At 69.3% G+C, this 16547-nt stretch carries 14 protein-coding genes and 2 pseudogenes; 4 read left to right on the top strand and 12 right to left on the bottom strand.

The features are described 5' to 3' along the window. Positions 1–87: 87 nt before the first annotated feature. The 6 genes and pseudogenes from AB0D57_RS44785 to AB0D57_RS44810 all read right to left on the bottom strand — a co-directional run. Positions 88–372: pseudogene (locus AB0D57_RS44785) on the bottom strand (carboxymuconolactone decarboxylase family protein); the annotation flags it as partial. Between the two features lie 100 nt (positions 373–472). Then, positions 473–2029: an aldehyde dehydrogenase family protein gene (locus AB0D57_RS44790; protein ID WP_362088054.1), complete on the bottom strand. Its 1557-nt coding sequence runs from the start codon at positions 2027–2029 to the stop codon at positions 473–475. A gap of 46 nt (positions 2030–2075) precedes the next feature. Further along, positions 2076–3305 carry an MFS transporter gene (locus AB0D57_RS44795; RefSeq protein ID WP_362088056.1) on the bottom strand — a complete coding sequence of 410 codons (1230 nt, stop codon included), beginning with the start codon at positions 3303–3305 and terminating at the stop codon, positions 2076–2078. A gap of 322 nt (positions 3306–3627) precedes the next feature. Beyond that, complete coding sequence (locus AB0D57_RS44800) at positions 3628–4383, bottom strand: Atu4866 domain-containing protein (RefSeq protein WP_362088059.1); 756 nt, start codon at positions 4381–4383, stop codon at positions 3628–3630. 385 nt (positions 4384–4768) lie between these two features. Then, on the bottom strand, positions 4769–6163 hold the full coding sequence (locus AB0D57_RS44805) for an amidohydrolase family protein (RefSeq protein ID WP_362088061.1): 1395 nt from the start codon (positions 6161–6163) through the stop codon (positions 4769–4771). Positions 6164–6326: 163 nt separating this feature from the next. After that, a complete protein-coding gene (locus AB0D57_RS44810; RefSeq protein WP_362088063.1) occupies positions 6327–6779 on the bottom strand; it encodes an AAA family ATPase in 453 nt (150 codons plus the stop codon). 219 nt (positions 6780–6998) lie between these two features. Between AB0D57_RS44810 and AB0D57_RS44815 the strand changes: the two genes are divergently transcribed. Continuing rightward, complete coding sequence (locus AB0D57_RS44815) at positions 6999–7298, top strand: putative quinol monooxygenase (RefSeq protein WP_362088065.1); 300 nt, start codon at positions 6999–7001, stop codon at positions 7296–7298. Positions 7299–7332: 34 nt separating this feature from the next. Here the strand turns inward: AB0D57_RS44815 and AB0D57_RS44820 are convergent, their stop codons facing one another. From AB0D57_RS44820 to AB0D57_RS44840, 5 genes are all read right to left on the bottom strand, one after another. Further along, positions 7333–8979, bottom strand: coding sequence for a Na+/H+ antiporter (locus AB0D57_RS44820; RefSeq protein WP_362088067.1), 1647 nt, complete (start codon positions 8977–8979; stop codon positions 7333–7335). Between the two features lie 79 nt (positions 8980–9058). After that, positions 9059–9625: a flavin reductase family protein gene (locus AB0D57_RS44825; RefSeq protein ID WP_362088069.1), complete on the bottom strand. Its 567-nt coding sequence runs from the start codon at positions 9623–9625 to the stop codon at positions 9059–9061. A 221-nt stretch (positions 9626–9846) separates the two neighbouring features. Then, positions 9847–10728 (bottom strand): helix-turn-helix transcriptional regulator, encoded by an 882-nt coding sequence (locus AB0D57_RS44830; protein WP_362088071.1) that lies wholly within the window; start codon positions 10726–10728, stop codon positions 9847–9849. Positions 10729–10948: 220 nt separating this feature from the next. Then, positions 10949–11845 (bottom strand): helix-turn-helix transcriptional regulator, encoded by an 897-nt coding sequence (locus tag AB0D57_RS44835; RefSeq protein WP_362088073.1) that lies wholly within the window; start codon positions 11843–11845, stop codon positions 10949–10951. 190 nt (positions 11846–12035) lie between these two features. Continuing rightward, entirely contained in the window at positions 12036–12911 is an 876-nt protein-coding gene (locus AB0D57_RS44840) for a helix-turn-helix transcriptional regulator (protein WP_362088075.1), read from the bottom strand. Between the two features lie 438 nt (positions 12912–13349). Between AB0D57_RS44840 and AB0D57_RS44845 the strand changes: the two genes are divergently transcribed. Both AB0D57_RS44845 and AB0D57_RS44850 read left to right on the top strand, forming a co-directional pair. Further along, positions 13350–14189 carry an SDR family NAD(P)-dependent oxidoreductase gene (locus tag AB0D57_RS44845; RefSeq protein WP_362088077.1) on the top strand — a complete coding sequence of 280 codons (840 nt, stop codon included), beginning with the start codon at positions 13350–13352 and terminating at the stop codon, positions 14187–14189. A gap of 172 nt (positions 14190–14361) precedes the next feature. Beyond that, the gene (locus tag AB0D57_RS44850) at positions 14362–15138 is read left to right on the top strand and encodes an SDR family oxidoreductase (RefSeq protein ID WP_362088079.1); all 777 of its coding nucleotides are present in this window, start codon (positions 14362–14364) and stop codon (positions 15136–15138) included. A 124-nt stretch (positions 15139–15262) separates the two neighbouring features. Here AB0D57_RS44850 and AB0D57_RS44855 read toward each other — a convergent pair whose 3' ends face one another. Then, positions 15263–15922: a cytochrome P450 gene (locus AB0D57_RS44855; protein ID WP_362088082.1), complete on the bottom strand. Its 660-nt coding sequence runs from the start codon at positions 15920–15922 to the stop codon at positions 15263–15265. Here AB0D57_RS44855 and AB0D57_RS44860 point away from each other — a divergent pair. Then, positions 15861–16547 (top strand): annotated as a pseudogene (locus AB0D57_RS44860) (IS200/IS605 family accessory protein TnpB-related protein); the annotation flags it as partial. The gene AB0D57_RS44855 and the pseudogene AB0D57_RS44860 overlap by 62 nt on opposite strands.

Here is a 16547-nt window from a genome sequence, read left to right on the forward strand (position 1 = left end):
GAGGTGCTGGACCGGTATCTGCACCACCTGCCAACAGCCCCTACCCAGCAGGACACCCACCACGCCAAGATCGAGACAGACCTAACGGAGTCCTATTAGGGCTGCGTTGATGTGGACGTCGAGTTGCGGCTCGCAGCCGCCCAGGGCCGTCAGCATGCCCAGGGTGACCAGCTGGCGGTCCCTCGGGGCCAGTTGCGGGCGGCTGTACATCTCGCCGAAGGCCCAGGCAACCACCTGGTGTCCCAGCTCGGGGGAGATGTCGGCCAGCGAGTCGATGACCTTCTGTCCGCTCTCGCCGTCGATGCTCGACAGTACGGCCATGCCGTGGTCGAAACGCTCCTGCCGGTCCTTCGCGCTGTCGTGGGTGCTCATGGTTCCTCTTCCTTCCGCCCGTCCGGCTGCCGTGCGTTGATGTGCGGGTCGTGCCTGCCCTGCCGACTGGTGGGCAGGGCAGGCAGGGGAACGGCGGGGATCAGCCGAGGGGGATGCTGATCGTTTTGGTTTCCAGGTAGCCTTCCAGGCCGTCGCGGCCGCCTTCGCGGCCCAGGCCGGAGGTCTTGTAGCCGCCGAACGGTGCGGTGGGGGTGGCGACGAACAGGCTGTTGATGCCGACCGTCCCTGTACGCAGCCTGCGCGCGACGCGTACGGCCCGGGAGGTGTCGCGGGTGTAGACGCCGGCTGAGAGGCCGTATTCCGAGTCGTTCGCGATGCGGATCGCCTCCTCCTCGGTGTCGAACGGGATGGCCGCGAGCACCGGACCGAACACCTCCTCCCGGGCGATCTCCATGTCGGTGGTGACGTCGGTGAACAGGGTCGGCTCGACCCAGTTGCCGCCGCCGGGGACCGTGATCCGGCGCCCGCCCACAACCGGCTTGGCGCCTTCAGCGACAGCGCCGTCGATCAGCCCCATGACCCGGTCGGACGCGGCCGGGTTCACCAGCGGGATGGACGTGACGGTCGGGTCGAAGGAGTCGCCGAGGTGGACGTTCTCGATCTGCGCGGCGGCGGCTGCGACAAAGTCGTCGTACACCGACCGCTGCACAAGGGCGCGGGTCTGGGTCGAGCACAGCTGTCCGGACAGGCCCATGGAGACCAGGCTCATCGCGTACTGCGCGGTGGCGGCGATGTCCTCGACGTCGTCGAACACAATGCTCGGGCTCTTGCCGCCCAGTTCCAGCTGCACGCGCTTGAGGCCGGGTGCGGCGGCGGTGAGGATCTGCTCGCCGACAAAGCGGCGCCCGGTGAAGGCCACCTTGTCGACCAGTGGGTGCGCCACCAGGGCCTGGGAGGTGCTTGCCGTTCCGGGGACCAGGTTGAACACGCCTGCCGGCAGGTCGAGTTGTTCGATGAGCTCGGTGTAGAGGGCGGCGACGTTGGAGGCGTACTCCGAGGGCTTGAACACCACGGTGCAGCCGGCGGCGAGGGCGGGCGCGACCTTCTGGGCGAACTGCATCACCGGGGCGTTGAACGGGGTGATCGCCGCGACGACACCGACCGGCTCCTTGACGGTGATCAGCTGGTTGTTGATCTGCTCCGTGTAGACGGGCGGGGCCGCGCCGTCGAGCTTGTCGATCCAGCCGGTGAAGTAGTCGAAAACGTCGGCGGCGAAGTTCGCCGAGAACCGGAAACCGCTGCCGACAGTGATCGGCACGCCGTTGTCGAGTGACTGCAGCTGCGCGAACTCGGAGCCGCGGGCGCGGATCAGGTCACCGAGGGGCTGCAGCGCCAGCTTGCGCTCGCGGGCGGTCATCCGCGGCCAGGGTCCCTCGTCGAAGGCGCGACGGGCGGCGCGGACCGCGCGGTCGACCTCGTCGGCGGAGCTGACGCCGATCGTGAAGTCCGGCTCGCCGGTGGCCGGGTGGTGGTGCTGCCACCGCTCGTCGGTCGCGTTGTCGTGCCAGGCGCCGTCGATGTAGGTGCGGGCGACGCCGGCGCCGAGCGCGCGGGCGCGCTCGCTCATCGGGATGCCGCCGGTGGTGACCAGCACGCCGCCAGGGGTGCGGGTCTCCGTGCTTGCTCGGGTGGACATGTCCTTCTCCTTCAGGGGCGTGGTGCGGGAATGGTTCGGGCGCGGGTTATTCGGTGCGCTGGTGGCGCAGGGCCGGCAGGGCCAGGAGGATGCCCAGGACGAGCGCGGCGGCGACGATGCGCAGGATGCCGCCGAAGCCCAGGCCGGTGAGGGCTCCGGTGAGCTGCGGGCCCAGGCTGGCGCCGATGAACATGCTGCATCCGTAGAGGGCGACGGCCGCGCCGCGCGCGTGCGGGGCGGTGGCGTTGACGGTTTCGACGACGGCGGGTGCCGCTGCCGCGACGGCGGCCACGAACAGCAGCAGAGCGATGGCCAACGGCACGGTGTGGCCGCCGAGCAGGGAGCCGACCGCGACGGCGGCGGCGGCCAGCGTGAAGGCCAGGACCGCGCGCAGGGGTGCGGCCAGGCGCTGGAGCACGGGGGCGAGCACGGGGATGGCGACCAGGGCGGGCAGTGCGCTGGCCCGCAGGGCGAGGATCGCGGAGGAGTTCCCGGCGATGCTGGGCGGCCCGGCTATGGCCACCGCCGTGTAGACGGCGACGAAGGCGGACATCAGGGCCACGGTGGACAGGTACAAGGCGACCAGTCGCGGCCGGCGTAGCAGTCGCGGCATCGCCGCGAAGGCCTGCAGCAGCCCGCCGCCGGTGTCGTGGCGGAGGGTGGGCCGCAGCACGCGGCGCACCGGGATCAGGCTCAGGGCCATGAGGGCGGCGCTGAGCCAGAAGACCGCGCGCCAGCCGAGCCCGGCCGCGACGGTCTGAGCGCCGATCTGCATGATGACGGCGGCCGCGAGCATGCCGCTGGTGATGCAGGTCACCGCGGTGCCGCGGCGCTGGGGCGCGATGTGGTGAACGGCGTAGGAGAGCGCGGAGGGCGCGAATGCGGCGGTGGTCAGTCCCTGCACGCTGCGCAGGGCGACGGCCCAGGTGAGGTTGGGGGCGGCGCTGACCGCCACGGTGGCTGCCGTGGCGGTCACGAGCCCGGCGGTGATCACGGCGCGCGATCCGTAGCGGTCCGACAGCGGACCGGCGAGGAGGAATCCGGCGGCGTAGGCGAAGCCGAACGCCGTCGCCGTCCAGGTGGCCTGCCCCGGTGTCGTGCCGAGCGCGGTGGCCATGGGGTGCAGCAGGGCCAAAACGGTGTACATCTGGCCGACCATCAGGACGCCGAGTGAGGTCAGCAGGGCGATGGTCGGCGCAGTGGGGGCCCAGGACGGCGGCTGGTCCGGCGTGCTGGTCCCGGCTGCGTGCCGGGGGGAGGTGGTGGGGTGGGACATGGGGACTCCAGAGGGGGGCGTCTGGTCGCCGCCCCGCGTGTTTGCGCGCGGCACGATCGGCCGATGGCACCACCGGGATTCGGTGGGTGCCCCCGGCCGGGAGGAACGGCCGGGGACGATGGAGAGACATGCTCAGGCGACGGGGGACGCTCAGGCAGCCGGGATGTTCAGCATGTGCTCGCGGGAGGCGTGCACTTCGCTGTGCAGGGCGGGCAGGTCGAACACCAGCCTCGGCCACGTCCGCTACGGCAACCAGGCCGCGGTTTCCCCAGGTGTCGCGCACCCAGGATCGGGACCGTCGTCGCGCCGACCGGAGGGAAGGTCAGCCGAGCTTCATGACGTAGCCCGCGTGGTGCAGCTCGTCGCCCTGGAACTCTCCGTAGGCCCAGAAGCCGAGGTCGTCCAGGTAGTCGATGCGGTCGCCGTCGATCCAGTACTGGCCCTGGTAGGCGTGCGGGCGCCCGCCCCGGGTCTCGTCGTAGCGGCCGTCGGCAGTGAGCTCCTGGTGCAGGAAGTCGTTCCTGTCGATCCAGACGCCGACGCGCGGGCTGCCGGTCAGGTCCTCGGCGGCCGGGATGCCCGCCTCGGGCGCGGTGTCCCGGCCGGGAACGTCGGTACCGGCCCACAGGACGGGCCGGCCGGCTGCGACCAGTGAGCGCACCTGCTCCGGCTGGGACATGAGCGTGGCCAGGGCGCTCGGCACGTCGGCGGCGAGCTCGTCGGGCACCACCAGGAAGTCGGTGGTGTTGCCCGGGGTCAGCGTGGCGACATACTCCGAACGGCGGCCGCGGCCGCCGGTCAGTGCGACGGTGTCGACGACGGCGGGGGCGATGGTCATGCCGGTGCAGTCGACGACGATGGCGTTGTCGTCCTGTGCCGCGGTGATGATGCCCGGGCCGACGCCCACGAGCAGGGAACCGACGAACAGGAGGTCGGCGCCGGTCATGGTCCCGATCAGCGGGTCCATCGTCAGGATGCGGGCGTTGGTGAACAGGACGGGGCGCCCCTCGTCGTTGGAGAGGATCTCGTCGAGGGCCTTGGGGTTCCAGTCCGTGGTGTTGGTGTCGGTGTTGCTCATTGCATGCTCCTCAATGGTGTCGGCTCATCGGTCTGCCCGATGCGCGAAGTGAGCGCCGGTACAGGTTCGAGGCGGATGTTCGACCGCTACGGCGGCTGTCTGACCACCAGGTTCGTCGCACGGTGGAATCGGAACCAGGCCGCCGTATCCCCAGGTGCGCCACACCCACAGTCGGTACCGCCGTAAGCTCCGCCGGTCAGCGGCAGAGGGCGCCCCTGCGGGTGTCACAGCTCGCACCGGACGGTGTCGTCGCGGCGCGGACTGTGGTTGTGGTGGGGTTGTCATGGCAGTTCCTGGTCCGGGTCGTCGACCTACGCCTTGGGCCGGCGCCCCCCGAGCCCGGCGATGGAATGGAGCTGGCCGGGCTCTGAGGCTGAAGGGGCTCTCAGCCGGTGGTGGTGTTCAGGACGTACTCGCGCGAGGCGTGCACCTCGCCGCGCAGGGCGGCCAGATTGACGTCGAGGACCTGGCCGTTCCACTTGCGGGGCTCGCCGTTGATGAGGACGGCGCTGATGTTGCGGGCGTCCGAGCCCAGCACAACGGTGCCGATCGGGTCGTTGAGCGGCATGTTGTTGAGGTCTTCGGCCTGGATGACCAGCAGGTCGGCCTTCTTGCCCGGGGTGAGCGAGCCGGTGACGCCGGCGAGACCGTTGGTGCGGGCGCCCTGAAGGGTGGCGAAGTCCAGGACGTCGTGCGTGGTGATGCGTGAGGGCTGCTGGTCGGTGCCGTAGGCGGCGTTGACGGCGCGCATGCGCTGGATGGCGTGCAGGGCCCGCATCTGGGTGAACATGTCGCTGGCGAGAGCGACTTCGACGTCGATGCTCAGTCCGGGCCGGATGCCGGCGGCCAGGGCCTCGTCGACGGCGGGGATCGCGGTCTCCAGGCCGATCTGTGCGTCGGACGTGGGGGCGAGCGCCACGGTGGTGCCGCTCTCCCCCATCGCCTTCCACGCCTCGGAGGTCAATCCGGTGGAGTGGATGAGGGTGATGTCGGGGCCGAGGATGCCGTCCTTGGCCCAGCGCAGGACGGCCTCGGAGGAGGAGGTGCCGAAGACGGCGTCGACGCTCACGCCGACCCCCAGGTCCTTTGCGACGCGGGCGAGGTCGGGTCCGTAGGCCAGCGCCGGCCCGGCGATCTCGTCGGTGGCAAGGGTGGCCACGCGCAGAGTCAGCAGCTGGTCGTTGCTGCTGAAGTACTGGTTCTTGAGCCGGGTCAGGTCGCCGGGCCATTGCCGGTCCCAGTCGCCGAAGTGCGGGCCCATGGAGGCGTGCACGCCGCGGATGCCGGTGTCGAGGAGGGCCTGGACGGCGGCGTCGGAGTGCTCGGGAGTGCGGGAGTTGTGGGAGAAGTCGAGCATGCAGGTGATGCCGCTGTCGATCGCGGTCAGGGCGGCCAGCTTGGTGCCGATGTACATGTCCTGGGGCCGGTAGACGGTGGCGTAGCCGGCCAGGGTGGTCATCACATAGCCGCCGAGGTCGTCGACGTCCGGCATGATCCTTCGCAGTTGGGTCTCCCAGGCGTGCCGGTGGGTGTCCACGAAGCCGGGGGCGAGGATCGTGCCGGTGGCGTCGACGACCACGGCGCCGTCCGCGCTGAGGGCGGGTCCGACGGCGGCGATGGTGTTGCCTTCGACGAGCAGGTCGCCACGGCCGATGACGCCGAGGTCGGGGTCCATGGTGACGATGGTCGCGCCGGTGAACAGGATGCGTCGCTGTGGGTCGGCGGCCTGGCGCTGGAGCTGGTCGAGCACGGCGGCGCTGGTGGTGTCGTCGACGTTCATGGGATGTCCTTTTCCTCGCGGAGGTGCGGTGGGTCTGTGCGCAACGGCTTGCGGACACCAGCGTCGGTCTCTCTCGCCGGGGCAACCAGGCCGCGGTTTCCCCAGGTGCGTCACACCCACGGTTACCGTCGCTCGGGGCGGCGGTGACCGTGGGCGGGAGTATTCAGATGGCCTGTTCGGTGGGCAGGACGGTGATCTCGGTGAGGTTGACGTGCCTCGGGACGGAGGCGACGAAAGCGACTGTCTCGGCGACGTCCTCCGACGACAGGCAGTCGATTTGCCGGAGCAGGTCGGCCATGAGCAGGGTGGCGTCGGGGTCGGTGACGTGGTCGGGGAGTTCTGTGGCGACCATGCCGGTATGAAGCCCGGCGAACGCCAGCTCGTTTTCGTACTCGTGTCCATCGGCGTGGAGCACTCCGAGGCCCGGGACGGACGCCACCGTCCGATCCAGGAGTGCGGTTTTGCCGATTCCCGGTTCTCCGTGGACAACCAGGGCTCCGCCGTGTCCTCTACGTGCTGTCTCGAGTAGTTCGCACAGCGCTGCGTGCTCATCACGACGACCGAGAAAGGTCGGTGCGGATCGCTGAAGGTGCACCTTTGACTCCGATCCGCTCATCTGCGACTCATGGCGGTGCAGTCTGCAAAACAGCTATTCGACAACGCCCAGCAGGTGAATTTCCCAGGCTTCGCAGTGCCTTGGCCATCGTTCGCGAACCGCCCGGATCCTCCGCATGCACGGCGGCGCGGTGTAAGCAATTGTCACCGACGCGAAGGCATACGATCCATTGCAACGGTTGTCCCAGCAAGCCCAGCATGTCGGTGGAGGGAGCGCGATATGAGCCCGCTGACCAATGCGGCCTTCGTCCGGGCCAAGCCCGACTGGGGAGAAGATCTCGGACAGCGCTTGCTCGCTTTGGTGGCACCGACTCGCCAAGAGGAAGGCTGCCTCCGCTACGAGGTCTACCAGTCGAATGAAGATGAGAATGCCTGGTTCATCTTCGAGATGTGGAAATCCGCTGCCGCGTTCGACTTCCACATGAGGACTCCGTATGTCACGGAATTCCTTGCTCAGGCACCTCAGCTGACCGTCGGGGAAATAGAGATCCGCCCGCACCGGATGCGCTCGCCCCTCTAGGCGCTGTCGCGAGGGACCGCGTCCGCATGCGCTTTCAGAGGGCGGACGGGCCGTCCTGGTGTGCGCCGTCCGGCTCGCCGACTCCGTCGGCGGAAGACGGGAGCAAGGACATCCTCATGCTCAGGCGTTGCTCCTCGGTGTCCAGATGGCGTTGCATCCGGCGCAGCACGATGTCATCGATGCGGGCCTGGTTGCGCAGGTCGTTCAGTGCGGCACGCTTGACGTAGAGGAGCTCGGTCTCGAGCGCGTATGTGGCGCTGATCTGCCGCTTGCGGCGGATTGCTTGGTCGTGGGTTTCGTCCGAAGCTGCGGCGGCATGTTTGCGCAGGTCCTTGGTGATGTGGGCCATGGCCGCCTCAGGCACGGGGAACCGGTCGGCCAGGGCGGGCAGCTCTGCCAGGGCGGTGCGGGCCAGTTGGCGTACGGCGAATTCCTCCTCCGCTGCTTCGGCGGTGTCTTCGGTGAATCGCGCGCTGCGCACGACTGCCGGGAGGGCCGGGCCGAGTACGGCGAGGGTGACGGTGATGACGACCACGGTGATGAAGATGACCGCGTCGCGCTGTGCCAGAGGTTGTCCATCGGCCGTTGTCGCGGGGATCGACAGTGCTGCGGCGAGGGAGATCGCTCCGCGCATCCCGGCCCATGCCAGGGGCAGTCGTTGCCGTGCGCCGATGCGCCGCCTGCGTTGTTGCGGGCGGCGGTCCACCAGGCGGATCAGGTAGGGGACCGTATAAAACCATGCGACGCGGGCGGCGATGACGGTCGCGCTGACCGCGGCAGCGATCATGGTCGCCTGAAGCAGGGAGATGGAGGTCAGGGCGCGGACGGCGGCGGGCGTCTGGATGCCGACCAGGACGAACAGTGCGCCGTTGAGCAGGAACGCGGTGACTTCCCAGAAGGCGGTGGCCTCCAAACGGGCGTCGGAACGGATGAGTCTGGGGCCTACGCGGCTGGTGACCAGTGCGCAGGTGACCACGGCCAGGACGCCCGAGACGTGCACGGCTTCGGCGGGCAGGAAGGCGAGGAACGGGGTGGCGACGCTCAGGCCGCTGTGCAGGCTGCGGTCTTTCAGGTGCCGGCGCACGGGGATCAGGGCCAGAGCGATCACCGCGCCGGTGATCGCGCCGCCGGCGTAGGACTCCACGAAGCGCAGTGTGGTGCCGGCCCAGGAGAACGGCTCGCCTGTGGTGAGGAGTTCCAGGCTCACGGCGAGAAGCACCAGGGCTGTGCCGTCGTTGAGGAGACTCTCGGTGCGCAGCAGTGTCACGATGCGTCGCGGCATGGCCTTGGCCACCGCGGCGACTGCCGCGACGTCCGTGGGTGCCAGCACCGCTCCGAGGACGAAGGCGATCGGCCATGCGTAGCCGAGTGCGTGCGCGACCGCGGCTACGGCAAGCGCGGTCACCAGGACGAGGCCGGTCGACTGCAGGGCGATCGAGCGGAAGTTCGTCTTGATCTCGCGCAGCGACGTGGTCAGCGTCTCCCAGTACAGGAGTGCCGGCAGGAAGACCAGAAGCACCACGTCGGGCGGCAGGTCGACACGGCCGAAATGCGGCGTGAGGCCGATGAGGACGCCTCCGCCCAGCAGCATCAGCGGCTCGCTCAGGTGGAGGCGGCGGGCCAGCCAGGTCATCAGCAGCACAGCGGCAAGGACCGCGGCAATGAGTTCGAGGCCTGTCATGCGTCGTTCCTCATCCCGGCGGGGTGTTCCGGGCGTCGGGTAGGCGGTGGGGCGGAGGTGGGGCAGGTGGCGGGGAGCGTCACAGGAGGTATTGCCACTTGGTCATGCGGTCTTGGAGGTCGATGGTTTCGCCGTCCAGCGTGAAGGTGCCGTCGCCGCGGTGGTGGAACATCTGCGGGTGCGGCTGGGACGGATCGACCCAGGCCCGGACCGCTTCGAGGACGAACAGGTGGTACGCGCCGACCAGGGCGGTGTCGGCGACCTTGCATTCGATGTTCGCGAAACACTCGGCGATCAGCGGTGCTTCGACCTGTTGTGCGGCCAGCGGGGTCAGGTCGAACTCCTGGAACTTGTCCACGTCCTGGCCTGAGCAGTTGCCGATGTCGACCGTGGTCTCGGCAAGTTCACTGCCAGGGATGGAAATGACGCATTCCCCGGTATCGCGCAGCGCGGTGTAACTGTGGTCCCACGGCCCGATGGTGCAGCCGATCAGTGGCGGGGCGTGGCGGATCATCATGTTGAACCCGTTGGTCATCACATTCGGGATGCCGCGGTGCTGTGTGGTCACCAGGATCACCGGGCCAGGCTCGATCAGCCGGTGGACCTGGTCCAAGGGGTGTTCCTGCAGATCGCTGACCGTGGTCATCGCTGGTCTCCTGGGGCGTATGGGCCGGCCGAGGAGACAGTCGCTGTTTCAGCGAATTGGCGGGTCGGTGTCCTCGGCTTTTCTGTACGTCCAGTCTGGCCAGCGGTCGGTGAGGCTGTAAGGGCCGGGGTTTTCCTGGGTACGCGAGGGCCAGGCTGCGCGCACCGGCGCTACGGCAGGCGTCCTTCGGCGACGCGATGTGCCGGTGGGCGGCCTGCGCATCACAGGTGGTGAGTCGATTCGGGAATCCACTCCGCTTCGTGCTGTTCCTGCTCTCCCTGGCGGTTGTCGATCCGTGAACGGAGTTCGGCGAATGCGGCCGCAGTGGAGCCGGCGGGTTCAGCCTGATAGACGACCAACTGCTGATGAGGTGCTTCATTGACCGTGAAGGCAGAGAACTGAATCTGCAGGTCGCCGACCTGGGCATGTTTGAGGTTCTTCGTCTGCCGGGTCTTGCCCTTCACATGGTGCCGTGCCCACAGCTCGGCGAATTCCGGACTCTTCGCGGAAAGAGTTTCTACGACTTCGATGATCCGTGGAGATTTCGGGTCGTATCCGTAGGCGGCGCGGATCTCGGCGACGCACGACTGGGCGGCCTTTTCCCAGTCCTGGTAGAAGTCGCGGCCCGCCGGGTCGACGAAGACCATGCGAGCCAGGTTGTCGAACCGCTGAAAGCCGCTGTGCAGTGCGGCCGCAAGGGCGTTGTGCGCCAGGATGTCCAGCGCCGGGCCCACCACGAAGGCGGGGGTGTCGGGCCAGCTGTCGAGCAGCTGCAGCAGCTGCGGGTTGACCTGGTCGTCGCCGGCGGGAAGGGGGCGGCGTTCCTGCGGTGCCCGGGTGAGTCTGCGCAGGTGGTCGGTGGCTTCGTCATCAAGGTGGAGGGCGTCCGCGACGGCGTCGAGGACCTGGGGCGAAGGGCTGGACTCGCGCCCCTGCTCCAGGCGCATGTAGTAGTCGGCGCTCACACCGGCGAGCATCGCGACTTCCTCGCGGCGCAGCCCGGGCACCCGTCGGCGGCCGTGCTCGGGCAGGCCCACGTCCTGCGGCTTGAGGGCTTCGCGCCGTGCTCTGAGGAACTCGCCCAAGGGGGTGCTGTCGCTCATATCCCCCAGGCTAGCCTTCCCGTTTCGGATACGGCGGGCGGTGAACCGACCGCGATGCGCGTGGGTGGGCGGCTGCTTTCGCCAGGCGGGGCGCGCCTGAGGCGCCCGGGTCGGCTGTCCCGGGGCACCCCGTGCGCCGAAGCCGGTCGAGGACCGGGGCAGGCCGGTGCAGGAGCATGATCTGGGTGCGCTCGGCCGGCAGGGGCTGAGCGCGAGGGGGTCAGGCGGCGGTGTCCGGTTCGTTGGGTGCGGCGGTGCGGGCCTGGTCCGTGAGGGGCTGGGTCGACCAGGTCGCCAGCAACCGCAGGGCGGTTTCGGAGGAGGAGCCGGGCTCGGTGCTGTAGATGAACAGGGTCTGGCTGTCGCCGGGCAGGGCGAGAGCTTGGTAGGTGACGGTGAGGTCCCCGACGACGGGATGGTGGTAGCTCTTGGTCCCCTCGGTTCGCTCGTGGACCCTGCGCTCGGCCCAGTACGCGCGGAAGTGTTCGCTGCGCACGGCGAGTTCGCCGACCAGTTCGCCCAGCTGCGGGTCCTCGGGGTGGCGCCCGGCGTCCATGCGCAGCATGGCGGCGGTGTCCGCGGCGACGGTCTCCCAATCCGCGTACAGCTCGCGGGCGTCGGGGTTGAGGAAGAGGAACCGGCTCTGGTTGCGCTCGTTCGCGGGCATGACGTCGAAGTCGGCGATCAGTGCGCGGGAGAGCGGGTTGGAGGCCACCACATCGGTGCGCCGGCCCAGGACGAATGCGGGGCAGTAGGCGGCATCCAGGGTGGTCAGCAGCTGGTGGACGGCTGGGCTGACCTGTTCGGCGGGGGAGGGCGTGGACCGCCGGGGCTGGACGGGGCGCCGGTTCGCGAGATCGAACAGGTGTGCGCGTTCGGTATCGTCCAGGCGCAACGCTGTCGCCAGGGACTCGAGGATCTCCGGCGAGGCGGTACGGCTGCGCCCCTGCTCCAGGCGCGTGTAGTAGTCGACGCTGACGCCTGCCAGCTGGGCGAGCTCCTCACGGCGCAGGCCCGGGACGCGACGCCGGGCGGTCCTGGGCATTCCCGCGTCTGCGGGACTGAGCCGGCCCCGGCACGAACGGAGAAACTCTCCCAACTCCACGATCTGGTTCATACCGTCATTCTCCGCGACGTCTGCGGGCATGGGGGGGCGCGAGGGTAGCCGTGGTACACCCAGGTAACGAAGGACCGGTCTCGCGGCTGTGGGCGGACGCACCCCGCCGCCGTACCCGCGGCAGGTCTGTGATGCGGGCGTCCTGCGCACCTTTGCCTCCGGTCTCGTCCTCAGTCCGGGCTGCTCGTCCTCAGTCCGGGCCGACGGACGGGGCATGCTGGGCAGTCGGCACCGCGCTCAGGGAGCCGAGCAACGCCAGGGCGTCGGCGGAGGGACTGCCGGCCTCGGCCTGGTAGATGATGACTTGCTGGCCGGGGGCGCTGTTGACGGTGAAGGCTTCGTAGTGCAGCTCCAGGTCGCCGACGTCGGCGTGGTGGAAGAGTTTGGCCTCGCGGGTCTTGCCCCGTACGTCGTGGCGGGCCCACAGTGCACGGAACTCGGCGCTTTTCATGGACAGTTCGCCGACGATTTCGATCAGCCGCGGGGCGTCGGGGTCGATACCGGCTGCCCGTCGCAGTGCGGCCACGCATGATTCGGCGGCACGGTCCCAGTCGCGGTAGAAGTGGTGCGCGGCCGGGTCCAGGAACGTCATGCGCAGCAGGTTGTCGCAGGACGTGAAGCCGGCGAACAGGGCGGCTGTGAGCTGGTTGCGGGCCAGGATGTCCAGGGCGTGGCCCAGGACGAAGGCGGGGGTATCGCTCCAGGTGTCCAGGAGCCGCCGCAGGTGCGGGCCGGCCCGTTCGACGCGGGGCGCACGACGTGTGCGGCGCGTGGTGGGGGTGGCCACGCGGTACAGGTGTGCCACGGCGTCGTCGTCGAGGCGCAGGGCCTTGGCCACGGCTTCGAGCACCTGCTGCGAGGGATGCCGTTCGCGGCCCTGTTCCAGGCGCATGTAGTAGTCGGTGCTCACACCGGCCAGGGTGGCGACTTCCTCGCGGCGCAGACCAGGCACCCTGCGGCGCCCGGACGTGGGAAGCCCGGCATCCTCGGGGCGCAGCTGAGCGCGTCGTGCGCGGAGGAAACCTCCCAGCGCATTCTCGGCGGCGGGGTGCTTGTCTGTGTCCATGCCGCTGAGGTTAGAGCGGCTCGGCGCCCTGTGGCGGGCCGAAAGGGGGGTGCGCTTCTCCCAGGAATTCCGGCCCCTTGCAGAGCCATGGCTTGATCGCCCTGAATGGCGCGCGCCACGAGGCGAGGCGGACTCCGGCGGGGGACGGTGAGTTCCGGTGCGGTTTTGTGCCGTCCGCTGTCCGGCAGTCTTCCTGCCCTCTTGGCCTGCGAGGGCTCATCTCGGCGTTACTCACCGGCACGGTCGTGCAATGTGGGCCGACAGCTGCCGGCCCGGCCCGTGGCGGGCCGGCAGCGGGAGGTGCCCTCCGCAGCCTGGGAGTATTTCTCCCAGGAAACTCCCGGCCTTCCTGCCTCTCGCGATTCCTCGCAGAATCGAATACGTCGGAGGAAACCCCCGATGAACATGTGAAAGAGAAGCAGAGAAAGAGGCCTGATCATGGCTACTTGGTTCGTTACCGGCGCTTCCCGAGGTATTGGTGCGGAGATTGCCCGCGCCGCGCTGGCGGAAGGCAACAACGTCGTGGTCGGCGTACGGAACCCGGAGCGGGTGCCGGCCGATCTGAAGAATTCCGACAAGGTGTTCGCGGTCGCACTGGATGTGACCGACAACGAAAGCATCCCGCAGGCCGTCGAGGCGGCCGTGGACCGGTTCGGCGGCATCGACGTCCTGGTGAACAACGCCGGCCGCGGCCTGCTGGGCGCCCTGGAGGAGATCACCGACGCCGAGGCCCGCTCGCTCTTCGACCTCAACGTCTTCGGCCTGATCAACGTCACCCGCGCCGTCCTGCCCGTCATGCGCAAGCAGGGCTCCGGCAAACTCGTGCACATCGGCTCCCGCTCCGGCTTCGAGGGCGAGCCCGGTGTCAGCCTGTACTCCGCGTCGAAGTTCGCGGTCGCCGGCATCAGCGAGGCCCTGTCCGCAGAGATGGCGCCGTTCAACATCCAGTCGGTGGTCGTCGAGCCCGGCGTGTTCCGCACCGACTTCCTCGACTCCAGTTCCCTGTCCGTCGCCGCGAACCGTATCGCCGACTACGACGACACCCCGGCCCACCTGACCCTGGACTGGATCGACCAGGCCAACCACGCCCAGCTCGGTGACCCCGTCAAGGGCGCCGCCCTCATCGTCGAGGTCGCCTCCGGTGACAAGCTGCCCACCCACCTCTACCTGGGCCGCGACACCCTCGATCGCCTCGAGGTCAAGTACCAGCAGGTCCAGGACGACCTCGCCCCCTGGCGGGAGAAGTCCGCAGCTACCGCACACGACGACGCCGCCTGAGTTCACTGATCGCCGGGGTATGCGCCCTCGCCCCTGTGCGCGGGCCTCACGACTGCCCGGCCGGGTCAGCTCTCCCCCCTCGCGGCCCGGCCGGGCGCCCCCGGCCCGTCACGGATCCGCGTTCGCGGATTCCGCGTTCGCCACTTCCACCACGCATTCGAAGGAACCTGTCATGTCTGCACTCCTGTCCGGATCACCGCTCGCGGGCCGTGTCGCTGTTGTCTCCGGCGCTTCCAGTGGCATGGGCGCCGCCACCGCCGAACGCCTCGCCGAACTGGGCGCCACCGTGGTCGTGCTCGCCCGTCGCAAGGACAAGCTGGAAAACGTCGTCAGGAGCATCGAGGCCTTGGGCGGCACCGCACTGGCGCTGGCGGTCGACGTCACCGACCGCGCCGCCGTCCAGACGGCCGCCGACCAGGTCACCGACCGCTTCGGCAAGGCCGACCTGGTGTTCAACAACGCCGGCGTCCAGCTCGTCTCCGGCATCGAGGAACTCAAGGTCGATGAGTGGCAGCGGCAGATCGACCTCAACATCACCGGCCTGATGAACGTCATCGCCGCCTTCCTCCCCCACCTGACGGAGTCCGCCGCCCAGGGCAAGCCCGCCGACCTGATCAACACCTCGTCCATCGCGGCCACCCGCATCCTGGAGAAGTTCTCGATCTACTCCGGCACCAAGGCCTACATCAGCCACCTCACCCGGCTCCTGCGGGTCGAACTCGGCCCCAAGATGGTCCGCGTCGCCACCATCGAGCCCGGCATGGTCGACACCGAACTGCCCGACCATGTCACCGACCCCGACGCCTCCAGGCTGATGGCCGACCTCATCCACGACATCGACTGCCTGCAGTCCGCCGACATCGCCGAGACCGTCGCCTTCATGGCCGCTGTCCCGCGCCACGTCAATCTGACCGAGATCACCATCCTGCCCACCGCCCAGGCCATCTGAGTCATCGGATCCAGTGGGGCTGCCGCCTTCCAGGGCAGCCCCGCCGACGACGAGATCGTCAGCCGCACACCACGCCATGGGGGGTCCTGTGGGCGTGCTGCATGCGGGCGGCGGGCAGCCGCTGTCAGCCGGTGCCGTCGGAGGTGAACGTGACGGGCAGCTGTTCGGGGCCGCGCAGACCGCCCGCGCGCCATCGCAGTTCGCCGGGCGGCACGGCCAGACTGAGGCGGGGCAGGCGGCGCAGGGCGGTTCCGATGGCGATCTGGCCCTCGAGCCGGGCCAGCGGCGCCCCCAGGCAGTAGTGGATGCCGTGCCCGAAAGCGAGGTGCGCATTGTCCTGCCGGGTGATGTCCAGGCAGTCGGGGTCCGGGAACCGCGCCGGGTCACGGTCGGCGACGGCGGAGGCAACCAGCACGGTCGCTCCGCGCGGGACGGCCACTTGCGCGATGGTGACGTCCTCGCGCGCGAACCGGGCGATGCCGGGGGTTGGGAACTGCTGTCGGTGTACTGAGCAGGAGTGACTTCTGGTGAGTGTGAGTGAGTGAGCGCCGGGGCTGGATGTGGTTGTCCGTTGTGTGCCGGGGCTTCTCTGTCCTGGGGTGTCTTCCGCCCTTGGCTCTTCGAGAGGGGAACTGGGGTTCTTGGGTCGAATGGGTGACCTTTGCAGGGGCTGCTCGTTGACTTCGTGACGGGGATCTCCGGCCGGTCGGGAGGGGGAACGAGTGGGCGGGCTGCGGAAGTTGGCGGCATCGTTCGTGGTGCCTGGTCCCGCCGGGGTGGCGATCCGGGACCGGCTGCGGGTGTCGGCGGCGGATGCGGCGGTGCTGGCCGAGGTCGGCGTCTTTCTTGGTTCGCTGGCTGCTGGTGATCTCGCGGAGCGGTCACGGCAGGGTCTGGCGCATGATGCGGCGGGGCTGACGGGGCGGTCGTCGGCGCGCTGGGCGGGCAGCATCACCAAGGCCACACATGACCAGTGGGCGCTGGCCCGGCGCGGGCAGGTGGCGCATCTGGCCTGGCTGCGCGGGCAGATCTCGTCGATCGAGGCGCGGCTGGCCCGGCCACTGGGCGCCAAGGCGGACAAGCGGGAAGGGCTGGTGCGTGGGTATGCCTCGCGCGGTGAGTGGCATGCCAAGTCCCGCCGCCTGCACACCCTCAAGGACCGCCTGGCGGTGGTGGAGGCAGACTGGGCGGCGGGCCGGGTGCGCGTGGTGCGCGGCGGCAAACGCCTCGCGAACACCCGCCACCACCTGGCGGCGGCCGGGCTGAGCGAGCAGGAGTGGCGGGAGCGTTGGCAGGCGGAGCGGATGTTCCTGTCCGCCGACGGGGAGTCCGGCAAACGCTTCGGCAACGAGACCATCCGCGTCACCGACACCGGCCGGCTCTCGATCAAACTCCCGGCCCCGCTGGCC

This window comes from Streptomyces sp. NPDC048275, from assembly GCF_040652275.1.
GTDB lineage: Bacteria > Actinomycetota > Actinomycetes > Streptomycetales > Streptomycetaceae > Streptomyces.